This window comes from Paenibacillus sp., assembly GCF_048976745.1.
Taxonomy (GTDB): domain Bacteria; phylum Bacillota; class Bacilli; order Paenibacillales; family Paenibacillaceae; genus Paenibacillus.
Genome location: NZ_JBHGUU010000006.1, coordinates 1,666,254 through 1,681,013 on the forward strand (window position 1 = coordinate 1,666,254; position 14,760 = coordinate 1,681,013).

Genomic DNA, 14,760 nt, shown 5'->3' on the forward strand with positions numbered 1-14,760 from the left:
GTGCTTCTTATTATTTTATTCCAAAAGCAGTCAGCACTCTAAGACACGTGGCCTGTATTCATCGTAAGCATCCGAGATCAGTTGCTTATGAAGTATACTACTGGCAATGATCGCTTTCCGCTTTGCTTTCAAAACGATCTGCTCGATATCCGCGTAACTGCACCCTGCCAAGCGTTCACATATGTAATCTTCCAACCGGGTCTCCTGTTCAAATGCCCCCACCAGCTTGCTGATATACAATTTGCGACTTGAATCATCAGGCATACCGTAAGTCATCTTGGTATCAAAACGCCGCCATATGGCATGATCCAGCTGAGTTTCCAGATTGGTTGCAGCCACCAGAATACTGTCCCCATCAAATTCGTCCAAACACTGCAACAACGTATTGACGACACGAGCCATTTCTTTCACTTCATCATTGCTCTCACGTGTCCGACCTATCGCATCGAATTCATCCAGAAATAACACACAGGGATTCATTCGTGCATATTCGAATAACTTGCGAACATTACTGCCCGTCTCCCCAAGATGGCTATGAATGATTGCATCTAATCTTACAAGTACCAGTGGCAGATCAAGGCGCTCCGCCAGATGTGATGCCGTTAATGTTTTTCCCGTACCAGGAGGCCCAAACATGACCATTTTGTTGGGGATCGATACATCATGCGCTCTGAACTTCTCTTTCATGCCCAGAATGGTGATGAATTCGTTAATGATACGCTCATTTTCAGCGGAAAATACAATATGCTGGGCTTTGCGCCTACACTCTTTTGGCGTGTAAAAAGCAGCCATATCGATCCCTTTTGCTCGGGGGATCCGGTTTATATGATTTAATTTGCTCATGTATACATATGCTCCTTCATTTATAGTTCCAGTCTGTGATTTTTACAGAATTACTCAGATTTTAATCGTAATTATTACTATTAAATAATACCATACTACTGCCTTTTTGCAAATATAACCACAGCATGTACACTATTTTGCCACAGAAGGAAGTCCTTTGGTTGCAAGCTTCAATAAAATTTGCTATTCTAAATATGCATCGTTGTGTATAACGCAAAAAAGCTCTCCAAATTTCATGAGAGCAAAAATTTTCCAGATTCGCAAGCGGCAACTTGTTGTATCTGGTTTTCTTTATACCAACGAATGTAATCCAATTAAAGTGAGGTTAACAATCATGGCAAAAGACGTATTGTGTGAAGTTAATTCCTGTCGTCACTGGGCTCAAGAAAACAAATGTAACGCTTCTTCGATCTACATCGTGAGCCACAGTTCCAAAGAAGCAAGTCAGTCTGCTGAAACAGACTGCAAGACTTTTGAAGTAAAATAAGTCGTTTCATGTGAACCATTTAAAGGAGCCCTTACCGGTTCCTTTTTTCTTTGTCTATTGTAACAAGAATGATAATTATTATCAAGCCCTAATCTGTAAAAATCCTTCTCACCTCTTAAATGCACATTGGACAGATCACCTACGTACACTACGTAAGAAGTCATTCTGCCCATGAACGATTAGAACCAAGAGGTGAATAACAATGCCTGTTAAAAGTGGCACACAGTATCGTGAACGAATTGATGCACAGTCCGTCCCTTGCTGGTACAAAGGTAACCTTATTACTGGAAAACGCTCTGAACATGTAGCATTTGCTGGTTTAATGGAAACTCAGATGCACATGTATGATCTGCAATCTGATCCCAAATTTGCGGAAACGATGACGTATGCCTCTCCAGCAGACGGCAAACCTGTGGGCATATCCTTCCTGCCTCCAACAAGTGCCGACGACCTCCGTAAACGACGGGAAGGAATGAATATCTGGGCAAATTTCCATCATGGCTTTCTTGGTCGCTCACCCGATTACATGAATACAGCCATCATGTCCTTTTACACAGGTGCCGATCTCCTGAACGAATTATCTACCCAATATGCAGAAAATCTAAAGAATTATTATGCCTACTGTCGTGATCATGATATTACGCTATCCCATGCCTTCATTCAGCCCTATGCCAGCAAAATCTCTGGGCAATTGGATGCCACTGAGGATGCCATTGCCGCAAAGGTCGTAGACCGCACCGAGGAAGGCCTCATTATTAGCGGAGCATTCATGATGGCTACACAAGCTGCCACTTCGGATGAAATTTTTGTCTATCCTTCACCTTCTCCCGCCCCATTTGATGACGAAAATCCATTTGCATTCTCTTTTGCTGTCCCTAATGATCTTCCGGGAATCACTCTGGTATGCAGGGATACCTACGCAGCCGAATCTCACACCAATTATCCCCTGAGTTCCAGATATGAAGAAATGGACAATATCGTCATCTTTGACCGGGTGCTCGTTCCGCATGAACGGATATTTTTTGCAGGAAGTGAGGAAATGTCCTCGCGTCTCTTCAGTGGTAGCAACTTTCATATTCACGCAGGTCATCAGGTACTGTGTCGTTATATTGCCAAGACGGAATTTGTTCTCGGTACAATCCAGCTTCTCACGGATACGCTGGATCTGAATACGGAAGCACATGTTATAGAGAAAACTGCACGTGTGTTCGCAGGTCTTGAATCGTTAAAAGCATTGGCTTTGGCCGCGGAGGCAGGTGCCATACCAGACGGACGAGGATTTGTATTACCTGCACCCAAACCATTAATGGCAGCCAATCTCCTTTTCCCGAAACTTTATCCTGAGATGATTGAAATTCTGCAACTCTTGGGTTCAAGCGGGGTGATTATGATCCCTCAGGATGAAGAATTTCAATCCGATATCGCTCCTTCACTGAATATATATCTGAAAGGGAACGATATGGCTTCTCATGAACGCAACGCTCTGTTTCGCCTGATCTGGGAGCTTGGGGCTGGATCATTCGGGGGCAGACAGACCCAATTCGAACGCTTCTTTTTTGGCAATGTGCTTACGGTATCCAATCGATTATACTCCGTCTACAACAAAGAGCAGACCAATCGTCAGCTCGTTCGTGATTTTCTATCCAACACCAGTAAATAAAAGAATTTTTATACCAGATGGTCATAGACCGTCATCAGTTCAGAGGCTGGTCTGCTTGCATCCATATCCCGCAATGCAGGCTGGTCTCCGTAACCGATATGGAATACCCCTAACACCTTCTCTGCACTTGTCAAACCCATCAAATTCATAAACACAGGATGTTGTTGATAATCATTGATTTTCCAGACCGCATTCAAGCCCTGTTCCGCAGCCAGAATACTAAAACGTTTGCTCCAGGCTTTGGCCGGCAGAAGATCATCCTCACGGGCATTCATAGGCGCCACGACAACCAGATGTGTAGGGATCGCTTCCGTGTATTGATATGTAGCCCAATCGCCATAGCGATCAGCCAGATGGGGTGGATAGCTCTGTCTGACCGCTTCCAGATATAACTGTCTCCCTTCGCCTGCAAACAACATAAACCTCCAAGGCTCTGAACTCATCACATATAATGAAGGATCAGCTTCATCAAGCAACTTTCGTATAACCGACTGGGGCACTGGCAACGGACTGAACTCGCAAGTTCCTGCACGTCGTTTGCCGCTGCTTATATCTTGACTTAGACTGGTAGACATGGCAACTTCCCCTCCTCTATCTGCATGATATATCCTTATCCTTCAACCGCCTTCACATCAACCATGTTTTCTTCGGTTCAACGGCTTCCGTTCTCCAGCGATCTACCTCTTCGTGTATACGCGCTTTATCACGTGTCGTAAATTGCTCTGACTCCACCACTTCTGCTTGCGGCATGCTATCACGTATCAAGCGAATGTAGTCCATGGAACGTATCAGAGACTGGCGTCCAGGGATGTACCTGATTTTGCGTCCTTCCAACAAGCAGTATATTTCGATCATACCCGGTAATTTCCCGAACGCTTCCCAACAAAATACACTGACCATATGCTGAAACGCCTCAACTACGTTTGGATCATGGACAACCATATATTTCTGAATAAGCAGCGAATCCCAGCCTTCAGGCTGCCAGGCCGCCTGAAATATCATCGATAAATGCATGGACAATGAAGGTAACTCCGTTCTCCACTGTTCAAAAAGAATGGCTGGATGCTTCAGATCATCGTTCATTGCAATGGCAAGTGACAATTCATCCGTGATCTTGTTCTTCACATCCCAGTAATGGAGAACTGATTCGAAACCATCCGTCTTTCTGGGCCACCACTTCTCAAGTAAATACTGCACAGGTACTTCTTTGCGAACATCCGGGCAGAGACTATAAAAGGCATTGACCGCATGGCTCACCGCATATTGTACACGGTGCCTCCATTGCAGTGGAGGACGCTGCTCAGACACTGGTTCAGGGCGGATGAACCGGTGTGGGCTGCGCAGCATTTCTTCCAATCTGTAATCTTCAAGCAGACACCCGGGAAGGTCATTCCTTCCGACCGGCATTGCTGCCTGAACATTATGTCTTAACATGATCTTTAGGACACCTGTAATCCGGCAGCAGCAAAACGTTTGCCAAAGTCACGGCATGTATCTTTTTCCTGCTCAAGCGGACTGTATTCTATTTTTAACATTTCTGGAGATACCTCCGCCCCACGCTCTTGCAGCTTGGCAGCCGCGAGATCAACTGCACCACAGAACTGCTCATACGAAGTATCACCACTACCAAACACCGCTGCTCTCTTACCGCTCAAGTCTAGTTCATCCAACTCCTCATAGAAATCAAGGAATTCATCTGGCAACTCCCCGTCTCCCCAGGTGTAAACGCCAATCATGAATCCGTCATAGTCCAATACATCGGATGCATTACAATCCGTTACAGATTTCAGGTCTGCCTCGTGGCCTCCCTGGTTAATTCCTTCGACAATCAGTTCTGCAATTTCTTCTGTATTTCCCGTCATGCTTGCATAAGCCACTAACAATTTAGCCATCTATTTTTCCCTCACTTTAGTTTGATCAAGTTAATATTCTCTCTGAAGAAAGAATGAATTTGAATTAACAAAATCATATGTGATAATGATTATCATTGTCAAATTAAATTTTTGGTTATCTTTGTTTTTCAGTATATGGCGCATGTTGGATTTCAACACAGCCAAAATACCTCACCCTTTTAAGGTCAGATGTAATCCCTTCCTCCAATGATCCCGTCCCCCAACTGGCGTACAAGCCCTTTTTTGTTGTACAATAGTATCCAAATGACTTTTGAAGGATGGATAAATCATTATGTACGTAGCTAAGAATTGGAAGGACTATGAAGTAATCGATACAGGAGGCGGCGAGAAACTGGAGCGTTGGGGAGATGTGATTTTACGCAGACCCGATCCACAGATTATTTGGCCCCTTGAGCAAGAGACCAATGAATGGCGGCAAGTGCACGGTCACTATCATCGCAGCTCTTCCGGCGGCGGTAACTGGGATATGAAAAAACCCATTCCCGAGCGCTGGACGATCGGATACGAAAACCTGAAATTCCACATTAAACCTACCAGCTTTAAGCACACGGGCCTGTTCCCTGAACAAGCCGCCAACTGGAGCTGGATGATGGATAAAATCTCCAATGCAGGACGCCCTATTTCTGTCTTGAACCTGTTTGCCTACACAGGTGGAGCAACGGTAGCCGCAGCATACGCAGGGGCTTCTGTCGTGCATGTGGATGCAGCTAAAGGCATGGTTCAATGGGCCAAGGAAAATGTTCAATTATCCGGACTGGCTGATCGCCCTGTTCGTTTTATTACAGATGATGTATTCAAATTTGTACAACGGGAACAACGGCGCGGAAATCGTTATGATGCTATTATCATGGACCCTCCTTCTTATGGCCGCGGTCCGAATGGTGAGACATGGAAACTGGAAGAGAACCTTTATCCTTTCTTGAAGTCATGTATGACGATCTTGTCAGATAATCCATTATTCATGCTGGTGAACTCCTACACTACGGGCATCTCCTCCACCGTTCTGCGCAACATGCTGACCATGACGATGTCTGCTCAGTACGGCGGTGACATAACCGCAGGTGAAATCGGTCTGCCGATCACACGCAGTGGTCTTGATCTGCCTTGTGGTATTCTGGGCCGTTGGGAGTCTTAATCATGTCAGAACATCGGCATGATCACGATGCGATTCCGATTCTGTTCGAAGACAACCATCTGTTAGGTATTACGAAACCGGTCAATGTACCTACCCAGGAAGATGCATCAGGTGATCCGGATTTGCTTACATTGCTGAAGCAAGATCTGAAAGAACGATATAACAAACCTGGCAATGTCTATCTCGGGTTAGTACACCGACTTGATCGTCCGGTTGGAGGGGCAATGATCTTTGCCAAGACCTCCAAAGCAGCTTCGAGATTGTCCGAGACGGTGCGAGGACGTCATTTCCGTAAAATATATGCGGCTGTTGTACATGGCAAGTTGCCTGCACAGCAGGGAACGTTAAAGCACACACTCCTGAAAGATTCACGCACCAATACCGTTACTGTTGTACCTAAAGGTACGGCTGGCGGTAAGGATGCTGTTCTGGATTACCGTGTTATCGGGGAGACAGACCGTTACAGCCTCGTCCATATCGAACTGCACACCGGCAGATCTCATCAGATTCGGGTGCAAATGAAAGAAATCGGCTGCCCTCTGTACGGGGATCAGAAGTACGGCGCAAGCGTGAATAAACCCGGGCAACAGATCGCTCTCTGGTCAGCGATTGCAGCTTTTCCGCATCCGGTTACCAAGGAAGAAGTTATTTTGCAATCGTTGCCTGCAAGAGAATTTCCCTGGGCAGAATGGCCAGCTGCTGTGTACCAAAAAGCTTTTGAACAACCTCTATAAGAGCACAAGATCAGGTTAGATCTGTCCATATCACGTGTCGTTCAGATTCTGTATCTGAACGACACGTTTTTTAATATTTTCAGCTATATACCTAACATACAGAGAGGAGACATCAGGATGACCCCGTTTACCAAACAAGTCATTGCGATCATCGCGGCGATTCCCGAAGGTAAAGTGATGACTTACGGTCAGATTGCAGCCCATGCCGGTAGTCCAAGAGCCGCGAGACAAGTCGTACGTATCCTGCACTCCATGAGCCGCAAGGAACGCCTTCCCTGGCACCGTGTCGTTAACGCAAAAGGCGAAATCTCCATACCGGACGAACACTCGCGCCTGATGCAGGAAACGGAGCTGATTAGCGAAGGTGTGGAGTTTCAACTGAACGGAACCATTAATCTTCATCGGTTCGGACATGAGCCGGATCCTGTATTTCTCATTGATCCAACGATCCAGCCCGAATAGGACGCCATCTCCTACTCCTCATATCGCAAACACCAAAAAAAGAGAACTCAGGCAGTTAGGGTTACCCCTTTTCAACTGCTAGAGTTCTCTTTTTTGGTATTTATCTGATATCCGTTATGCTGTTGCCGTCACTTTTTCCTGTTCTACCGTAACAGGTTCAACAGCTGGTTTTGTTTTACGAATAAAGAACGCCATAATTAAAGCAACCACGGTCATTCCGGTAGCCACGATGAATGCATAGTTAACACCATAAATCGTTGCATCTGCTGTAGCAGCTAACATCGCTGTCTTATTATTAGGGTCAACTTGGCCAGCAGCCACTGCATCCGCCAGATGTGTTTTGAGCTTGCTACTCATGATGGTAACGAGAATGGCTGTACCGATCGCACCGGCAACTGTACGCAATGTATTGGACATCGCAGTACCATGCGCGTTCAGACGTTGAGGCAGTTGATTCAGACCTGCTGTCTGGATCGGCATCATCAGCATCGACATACCGAACATACGAGCCGTGTAAATAAACATCATGTAACCATAAGTAGTATCAATTGCCAAGCGACTCAGTCCCCAAGTTGTAATTGCCGTAATGGCAAGACCTGCAACCGAAAGCCAGCGTGCGCCCACCTTATCAAATATGCGACCTGTAATTGGGGACATAATCCCCATCAATATCGCACCGGGCATCATCAGCAGTCCTGATTCAATCGGTGAGAAACCACGAATATTTTGCAGGAAAATAGGAAGCAGGATCATACCTGCAAACATCGCCATTGTCACGAGCATATTGATAATTGTGGTTAATGTATACATGTTGTACTTGAAAATACGGAACTCAAGGAGCGGATGATCTGTGGTCAGTTGACGAATAACGAACAGAATCAGGGATATCGCACCGACCACGAGGCATCCAATGACAATTGCACTGCCCCATCCATCGGTACCCGCATCACTGAATCCGTAGAGCAAACTGCCAAAACCAAGTGTAGATAAAATAACGCCTGGATAATCCAGTTTAGGTCTGGATTGACGTGTTACGTTTTTGACAAAAGCAATACCGATTGCCGTTGCAATAATAGAAAATGGCAAGATGATGTAGAACAACAATCTCCAGGAATAATGCTCAACCACATAACCTGAAAGTGTAGGCCCAATCGCAGGAGCCAGAATCATCGCGATCCCCATGGTTCCCATGGCTTGACCACGTTTCTCAATCGGGAAGATGGTCAGAAATACAACGGTCATCAGAGGCATCAGGATCCCTGCACCTGCCGCTTGAATAACACGACCTACCATCAGAATGGTGAAGGTTGGACTAAGACCACAGACTAATGTACCTATGGTAAAGAGAGTCATGGCTGTAATGAAAATTTGACGCGTTGAGAATTTGGCAATCAGATATGCCGTAACCGGAATCAGCACACCGTTCACGAGCATGTAACCCGTAGTTAACCATTGGGCTTTGTTTGCATTAATCGCGAGGTCTTCCATGATTTTAGGAAGCGCTACATTCATCAGGGTTTGGTTCAGGAATGCTACAAAGGCACCAATTAACAATGCAGCTACAATCGGGCCTTTCTTGATGTTGTCCATCGCGGAGGATGGAGCTGCAGCAGTAGTCGTACTCATATGTTGTTCATCTCTCTTCCTTGTAACTTTTCAATCATCTGACTATGAATTCTAAGTAGGTGTTCAAGGTCTTCCTTCGATATATCCAGAATGGGCGACACTCTCTCCATCCATAAATGGTGTGTTTCCTGTTGGACCTGTTCCCCTTTATCCGTAATCTGCAGCTTAACGGATCGGCGGTCTGCATCCGAACGTGTCCGAATAATATACTCGCCTTTGACCAGTCGCTCCACAACTGCGCTCATGGAACTACTTCCCATATGGCATAGTTCAGCCACTTCGTTGATGCCGATGGAAGGACGCTCCCTCAGAATGGATAACACCATAAACTGGATCGAAGTCAGCTCGATCTCCTTGTTTTCATTCCAAAATGCTCGAAAAAGCATTTGATTCACTTGGCGGAACGAATTAATAATATAGAATACTTCATACGTATCAGTCATTGATTCACCCTTTTACTTTTGGAATATAATATTTCGTACACGAAATATCAGGGGAACAATTATTTATTATAACAAAAATATTTACATAGTCAACTCTTTACATATGAATTTACAAAAATAATATTAGGACATACTAACTGTGTTAGATTCACGCCTTTAATCAAATTGGCTGGACACAGTGTGTATCATATGTAATTTGTAATTAAAATAACCATAGGGCTCCTGCATGAAACGAGCAGGTACGCCTATGGTTATTCAGAAGAATCAGCATTGTATTATACCGAAGTGGATAATGCAGGCTCTTTGGTTTTGGGTGTTGTCATTTTGCCTAACAGATATACCAGCAATTGTTGGTTGTGCATCGAAATGTTACTGAGAACAGAGTTCATGAATTCATTACGGATGGTGATCCCCCGCTCAGTCTCCATTCTTCCTTTCTCTGAAAGAGATATCCACACAATGCGTCGATCCTGATTATCCCGATTCCTGTGAATCAGATCATTCTTCTCCATCCGATCGAGCAGCATGGTTACGGCAGCTGGCGTAGTCGCCAGATAAGGAATCAGATCCGAAGGTTTCATCTTCTGATGATCCTCAAGCACCTCCAGTACAGCCAGCTGAGCCTCCGTTAATGAGGGTGCCAGCTCTTGATCCATATGCAGTTTATAATCTTTGGTTAGTCTGGACCAGCACTTGGCAAAATCGGAATTATACATCTTGCATCGCTCCTCTCTGCAACCGGTTATCACTTCACCTGCTTAAGTTTTCGCCCTCCAAAGCCGCATTCCTGCTGCCTTTTTTCAATTTCCTAGCGATCGACCGTAATCGACGAAGGTTGTTAAACTTCGCATGAATGTGATCTTCTAATCCGCCTTCGAACAACAAAAAAAGACTCTTCGCATGACAGGATTAGCTGCGCTGCGAAAAGTCTTGTTTGCTTGTTTTTATGAAGATGATGCTGGTTGATTCTCATTGAAGTCCCTCAGAAGTTCAACGATCTCGTCCTGTTTATCCACAGGAACAAGCAGTTTGCCAATATGTTTGCGCTCCGTAATCGGAACACCTTCCGAAGAGATCGGATACACTTGGCCTTCCTTGGTCATTACAGTGATCTTACGTTGCTCTTTGCAATAAAACGCTCCAACAATACGGCTGCCATTCGGTTTCACGCGTTTGCCTTCCTTGAACTCGAATGTGGCAAGCCCCTTGCCTCCACGACTCTGCACAGCGTAATCCAGGAGTAATGAACGTTTACCATATCCCAAATCGGACAACACGGCAACTTCACCTTCATCTCCTTCAACCCATAGGGCGGATACAACTTCATCGGTATCTCTCAACTGAATACCACGAACACCACCGGATACACGTCCCATAGGATTGACCTCATCCTCACGGAAACGAATTGCCATGGCTTCTTTTGTAATCAACATAATATCTTGGTTACCAGTACTCAGATGCACAGATAACACTTCATCGTCCTTGCCCACTTTACAAGCCGCAACTGCACCGGAACGTTTGGTAACGTAATCCTTCAGTTCCGTTCGTTTCACCTGCCCTCTTCGCGTGACGAAGACCAGACTGTGATTTGGCTCTTCAAAGGATTTCACAGCAAGCACACTTGCAATCCGGTCGTCTTTCGCAAGGGGAATGACATTCACAATGGCTGTGCCTGGATCTTTCCACTTGAATTCAGGTACCTGATGAACAGGTAACAGGAAGTACTGACCTTTCCTCGTAAAGACAAGCAGATTCTCCAGCGTATTGACTTCCAGAACCTGCGCAATATAATCGCCGTCTTTTACACCACTTCCGCTCCGTTCACCACCAGAACGTGTAAAGGACTGCATGCCTGTACGTTTCACGTATCCTTCCTTGGATAACGTAACAAATACATCTTCCGCGTTCACAAGTACTTCGAGATTAACCTTAAGTTCTTCCACTTCACCCTGAATCGCAGAACGACGGTCTATACCGTATTTCTCACGAATCTCCATCAATTCCTTGCGGATGACTCCGATAAGCTTGCGGTCACTATCCAGAATGGATCGTAATTGCGCAATCTTTTTCATCAGTTCACCGAGTTCCTTCTCCAGAGAATTAATCTCCAGATTTGTCAAACGGTACAATTGCAAAGTAAGGATGGAATCCGCTTGACGTTCCGTGAACCCAAACATCCACATCAGGTTATTTTGAGCATCCTGCCGGTTCTTTGACGCTTTGATCGCTGCAATGACCTCGTCAAGGATGTTCAGAGCTTTAACCAAGCCCTCCAGCACATGTGCACGGTCTTCCGCTTTCTCCAGCTCAAACCGGGTACGGAATGTTACAACTTCCCGCTGGTGGGCAATGTAAGCCTCCAGGATTGATTTCAATCCCATTTGCTGTGGTGCTTTATTCACAATCGCAACCATATTGAAGTTGTAAGTGACCTGAAGGTCGGTTTTCTTCAGCAAATAAGCCAAAATACCTTGTGCGTCCGCTTCTTTTTTCAGCTCAACCACGATCCGTAGTCCTTCACGTCCGCTCTCATCACGTACTTCGGCAATACCTTCAACCTTCTTCTCAAGTCGAATGTTCTCCATCGCTGTAACCAGTCGAGACTTCACAACTTGATAAGGAATTTCGGTAATGACGATCTGCTGCTTGCCACCACGCATGTTTTCAATATCGGTTTTGGACCGGATATAGATCCGTCCCTTACCTGTGCGATAGGCATCCAGAATGCCGTCACCGCCCATAATCAGTCCGCCGGTTGGAAAGTCAGGACCTTTCATGAACATCATGATCTCGTCCAGCTCAATCGACGGTTTCTCCATTACAGCGATGGAAGCATCAATGACTTCACGCAAATTGTGTGGAGGAATCTCCGTTGCAAACCCTGAGGAGATACCGCTGACACCATTAACCAGCAAGTTCGGATAACGGGATGGCAATACAACCGGTTCTTTGGCCGTATTATCAAAATTATCCTTAAACAGCACCGTCCGTTTCTCGATATCGCGAAGCATCTCCATCGCGATGGGCGACAAACGGGCCTCCGTATACCGCATCGCCGCTGCCGGGTCATCATCCTGTGATCCCCAGTTACCATGACCATCCACGAGCATATGGCCCATTTTCCATGGCTGAGCCATCCGCACCATGCCCTCATAGATGGAGGAGTCACCATGTGGATGATAATTACCCATTACGTCCCCAACGGTTTTGGCAGACTTGCGGTAAGTCTTGTCAGGCGTATTACCTGAATCGTACATGGCGTACAGAATACGCCGTTGTACTGGCTTCAACCCATCCCGTACATCGGGAATGGCTCGATCTTGAATAATATATTTGGAGTAGCGACCGAAACGGTCCCCTACGACCTCTTCGAGAAAGGCCGGCATAAATTGTTCTGATGGACTCATTCCAAGCACCTTCTATTCTTCGTACTCTGTAAAGTCGACGTTCTCTACAATCCAGCGTTTCCGCGGATCAACCTTATCACCCATGAGCGTAGATACACGACGTTCTGCTTTTGCTGCATCAACAATCTGTACCTTCAGCATCGCACGAGTTTCCGGATTCATTGTTGTCTCCCACAGTTGATCCGGATTCATCTCACCAAGACCTTTATAACGTTGAAGTTCAACATTATTACCGAATTCCTTCATATAATTCGCCAGTTCTTCATCCGTCCATGCATATCGAACACTCGCGAGCTTACCAGACTTACGAGTAAGTTTGTACAATGGCGGCTGAGCAATATACACTTTGCCTGCATCAATCAAAGGCTTCATATAACGATAAAAGAAGGTCAACAACAGCACCTGAATATGTGCGCCGTCCGTATCTGCATCGGTCATAATGATAATTTTGGAATAATTGCTGTCTTCAACTGCAAATTCGGTTCCTATGCCCGCCCCGATCGCCGCTGTAATGGCACGGTATTCTTCATTTTTGAGAATGTCCGCCAGCTTCGATTTTTCCGGATTGAGCGGTTTTCCCTTGAGGGGCAATATAGCCTGAATCTTCGAGTCGCGTCCCTGCTTGGCAGAACCACCTGCGGAATCACCTTCGACAATAAACAACTCATTTCGGGTAAAATCCTTGGATTGCGCCGGCGTCAGCTTGCCGTTCAGGTTGGAACTTTCACTACGTTTCTTGCCTGTACGCATATCATCACGTGCTTTTCGAGCTGCTTCTCTGGCTCTGGAGGCTTGAACCGCTTTGCGAATTAACGTTTGCGCTACCTGCGGGTTTTCTTCCAGGAACCTCTGAATATTCTCGGACACGACCGAATCCACAGCACTCCGTGCAGTTGCACTCCCAAGCTGATCCTTCGTTTGCCCTACGAACTCAACCTCGGACATTTTGACACTGATGACGGCCATCATACCTTCACGCAGATCATTACCTTCGAGGTTTTTGTCTTTTTCCTTAATCATGCTGGTACGCCGTGCGTAATCATTCATTACACGAGTATACGCAGCCCTGAATCCGGTCTCATGAGTACCGCCACCCCGAGTAGGGATGGAGTTCACGAACGAAGCCAGTGTTTCCGTATAACCTGCGTTATACTGGATGGCCACTTCAACTTCAATGTCATCCTTCTCCGCATAGAAGTGAATAACATCATGCAGCACATCTTTATTTTCGTTAAGAAAAGCAACAAACTGGCTTGCTCCGCCTTCGTACATGTATTCATCCTGATTGCCCGAACGTTCGTCCTTGAGCACAATTCTCAGACCTGAATTCAGAAAAGCAATCTCCTGAAGGCGTTCTGCCAATGTATCATAATTAAATTGAATGCCGTTCTGGAACACCCGAATATCCGGTTTAAATGTAACTTTTGTACCTGTCCGATTGGTATTGCCCAACACTTCGAGACCGGAGACCGGTTCACCGACATGTTCAATCCCTTTTTTGTCCTTCCAATACTCGAATCGCTGACGATGAATCTTGCCATCACGGAAAATCTCGACTTCAAGCCACTCGGACAATGCGTTTGTAACTGACGCACCTACACCGTGCAAACCGCCTGATTTTTTGTATCCTGATCCACCGAACTTTCCGCCTGCGTGCAAAATCGTAAACACGACCTGGGGAGTAGGAATCCCTGTTTTATGTATACCTGTCGGAATTCCCCTTCCGTTATCCTGAACCGTAATAGAACCGTCCTTATGCAGCGTGATATCGATTTTGGAGCAGAATTTGGCGAGATGTTCGTCGACAGCGTTGTCGACAATTTCCCATACCAAATGATGTAAACCCGAAGTGCTGGTGCTGCCGATGTACATCCCCGGCCGTTTCCGTACCGCTACCAACCCTTCAAGTACTTGAATGTCGTCCGCGTCGTAGCCTGAAGACCCCTGTCCTCCGCCTGTCGAACCTGCCGACATATCGATTTGCTCGACCATTCATGCTCCCCCTTCTTAACTTGCAACTAAAAAAATGCCTAAAATGCAAACAGATGTT

General features: G+C 45.9%; 14 protein-coding genes. 5 read left to right on the forward strand and 9 right to left on the reverse strand.

The window, feature by feature from the left end:
- Positions 1-30: 30 nt before the first annotated feature.
- A complete protein-coding gene (locus ACE3K2_RS13990; protein WP_421890981.1) occupies positions 31-843 on the reverse strand; it encodes an AAA family ATPase in 813 nt (270 codons plus the stop codon).
- A gap of 334 nt (positions 844-1,177) precedes the next feature.
- Here ACE3K2_RS13990 and ACE3K2_RS13995 point away from each other — a divergent pair, with 334 nt between their 5' ends.
- Positions 1,178-1,330 carry a DUF1540 domain-containing protein gene (locus ACE3K2_RS13995; protein ID WP_074095586.1) on the forward strand — a complete coding sequence of 51 codons (153 nt, stop codon included), beginning with the start codon at positions 1,178-1,180 and terminating at the stop codon, positions 1,328-1,330.
- 202 nt (positions 1,331-1,532) lie between these two features.
- Entirely contained in the window at positions 1,533-2,990 is a 1,458-nt protein-coding gene (locus ACE3K2_RS14000) for a 4-hydroxyphenylacetate 3-hydroxylase family protein (protein ID WP_421890984.1), read from the forward strand.
- 8 nt (positions 2,991-2,998) lie between these two features.
- Here ACE3K2_RS14000 and ACE3K2_RS14005 read toward each other — a convergent pair whose 3' ends face one another.
- Genes ACE3K2_RS14005 through ACE3K2_RS14015 form a run of 3 tightly spaced genes read right to left on the reverse strand, consistent with a single transcriptional unit; the run spans position 2,999 to position 4,882 of the window.
- Positions 2,999-3,565 carry a nitroreductase family protein gene (locus ACE3K2_RS14005; protein WP_421890987.1) on the reverse strand — a complete coding sequence of 189 codons (567 nt, stop codon included), beginning with the start codon at positions 3,563-3,565 and terminating at the stop codon, positions 2,999-3,001.
- Positions 3,566-3,617: 52 nt separating this feature from the next.
- A complete protein-coding gene (locus ACE3K2_RS14010; protein ID WP_421890991.1) occupies positions 3,618-4,424 on the reverse strand; it encodes a hypothetical protein in 807 nt (268 codons plus the stop codon).
- A gap of 5 nt (positions 4,425-4,429) precedes the next feature.
- The gene (locus ACE3K2_RS14015) at positions 4,430-4,882 is read right to left on the reverse strand and encodes a flavodoxin (RefSeq protein WP_421890994.1); all 453 of its coding nucleotides are present in this window, start codon (positions 4,880-4,882) and stop codon (positions 4,430-4,432) included.
- 292 nt (positions 4,883-5,174) lie between these two features.
- Here ACE3K2_RS14015 and ACE3K2_RS14020 point away from each other — a divergent pair, with 292 nt between their 5' ends.
- The 3 genes from ACE3K2_RS14020 to ACE3K2_RS14030 all read left to right on the forward strand — a co-directional run bounded on the left by ACE3K2_RS14020 (position 5,175) and on the right by ACE3K2_RS14030 (position 7,234).
- Complete coding sequence (locus tag ACE3K2_RS14020; protein WP_017687801.1) at positions 5,175-6,038, forward strand: class I SAM-dependent methyltransferase; 864 nt, start codon at positions 5,175-5,177, stop codon at positions 6,036-6,038.
- Positions 6,039-6,040: 2 nt separating this feature from the next.
- Positions 6,041-6,772 carry an RluA family pseudouridine synthase gene (locus ACE3K2_RS14025; RefSeq protein WP_421890997.1) on the forward strand — a complete coding sequence of 244 codons (732 nt, stop codon included), beginning with the start codon at positions 6,041-6,043 and terminating at the stop codon, positions 6,770-6,772.
- Between the two features lie 117 nt (positions 6,773-6,889).
- A complete protein-coding gene (locus ACE3K2_RS14030; protein ID WP_421891000.1) occupies positions 6,890-7,234 on the forward strand; it encodes an MGMT family protein in 345 nt (114 codons plus the stop codon).
- Positions 7,235-7,348: 114 nt separating this feature from the next.
- Here the strand turns inward: ACE3K2_RS14030 and ACE3K2_RS14035 are convergent, their stop codons facing one another.
- The 5 genes from ACE3K2_RS14035 to parE form a co-directional block, all read right to left on the reverse strand.
- On the reverse strand, positions 7,349-8,860 hold the full coding sequence (locus ACE3K2_RS14035) for a DHA2 family efflux MFS transporter permease subunit (protein ID WP_421891003.1): 1,512 nt from the start codon (positions 8,858-8,860) through the stop codon (positions 7,349-7,351).
- Entirely contained in the window at positions 8,857-9,303 is a 447-nt protein-coding gene (locus ACE3K2_RS14040; protein ID WP_421891006.1) for a MarR family winged helix-turn-helix transcriptional regulator, read from the reverse strand. Before ACE3K2_RS14040 ends, ACE3K2_RS14035 begins: the two co-directional genes overlap by 4 nt.
- 275 nt (positions 9,304-9,578) lie before the next feature.
- Positions 9,579-10,019 (reverse strand): MarR family winged helix-turn-helix transcriptional regulator, encoded by a 441-nt coding sequence (locus tag ACE3K2_RS14045; RefSeq protein ID WP_421891008.1) that lies wholly within the window; start codon positions 10,017-10,019, stop codon positions 9,579-9,581.
- Between the two features lie 228 nt (positions 10,020-10,247).
- Positions 10,248-12,710: a DNA gyrase subunit A gene (gene gyrA, locus ACE3K2_RS14050; protein ID WP_421891010.1), complete on the reverse strand. Its 2,463-nt coding sequence runs from the start codon at positions 12,708-12,710 to the stop codon at positions 10,248-10,250.
- A 12-nt stretch (positions 12,711-12,722) separates the two neighbouring features.
- Positions 12,723-14,702 (reverse strand): DNA topoisomerase IV subunit B, encoded by a 1,980-nt coding sequence (gene parE / locus ACE3K2_RS14055; RefSeq protein ID WP_421891012.1) that lies wholly within the window; start codon positions 14,700-14,702, stop codon positions 12,723-12,725.
- Between the last annotated feature and the right edge of the window lie 58 nt (positions 14,703-14,760).

What these genes read in the sequence shown, in the direction of transcription:
- ACE3K2_RS13990 (WP_421890981.1), bottom strand. Translation starts at nt 843, where the DNA reads ATGAGCAAATTAAATCATATAAACCGGATCCCCCGAGCAAAAGGGATC.
- ACE3K2_RS13995 (WP_074095586.1), top strand. Translation starts at nt 1,178, where the DNA reads ATGGCAAAAGACGTATTGTGTGAAGTTAATTCCTGTCGTCACTGGGCT.
- ACE3K2_RS14000 (WP_421890984.1), top strand. Translation starts at nt 1,533, where the DNA reads ATGCCTGTTAAAAGTGGCACACAGTATCGTGAACGAATTGATGCACAG.
- ACE3K2_RS14005 (WP_421890987.1), bottom strand. Translation starts at nt 3,565, where the DNA reads ATGTCTACCAGTCTAAGTCAAGATATAAGCAGCGGCAAACGACGTGCA.
- ACE3K2_RS14010 (WP_421890991.1), bottom strand. Translation starts at nt 4,424, where the DNA reads ATGTTAAGACATAATGTTCAGGCAGCAATGCCGGTCGGAAGGAATGAC.
- ACE3K2_RS14015 (WP_421890994.1), bottom strand. Translation starts at nt 4,882, where the DNA reads ATGGCTAAATTGTTAGTGGCTTATGCAAGCATGACGGGAAATACAGAA.
- ACE3K2_RS14020 (WP_017687801.1), top strand. Translation starts at nt 5,175, where the DNA reads ATGTACGTAGCTAAGAATTGGAAGGACTATGAAGTAATCGATACAGGA.
- ACE3K2_RS14025 (WP_421890997.1), top strand. Translation starts at nt 6,041, where the DNA reads ATGTCAGAACATCGGCATGATCACGATGCGATTCCGATTCTGTTCGAA.
- ACE3K2_RS14030 (WP_421891000.1), top strand. Translation starts at nt 6,890, where the DNA reads ATGACCCCGTTTACCAAACAAGTCATTGCGATCATCGCGGCGATTCCC.
- ACE3K2_RS14035 (WP_421891003.1), bottom strand. Translation starts at nt 8,860, where the DNA reads ATGAGTACGACTACTGCTGCAGCTCCATCCTCCGCGATGGACAACATC.
- ACE3K2_RS14040 (WP_421891006.1), bottom strand. Translation starts at nt 9,303, where the DNA reads ATGACTGATACGTATGAAGTATTCTATATTATTAATTCGTTCCGCCAA.
- ACE3K2_RS14045 (WP_421891008.1), bottom strand. Translation starts at nt 10,019, where the DNA reads ATGTATAATTCCGATTTTGCCAAGTGCTGGTCCAGACTAACCAAAGAT.
- gyrA (WP_421891010.1), bottom strand. Translation starts at nt 12,710, where the DNA reads ATGAGTCCATCAGAACAATTTATGCCGGCCTTTCTCGAAGAGGTCGTA.
- parE (WP_421891012.1), bottom strand. Translation starts at nt 14,702, where the DNA reads ATGGTCGAGCAAATCGATATGTCGGCAGGTTCGACAGGCGGAGGACAG.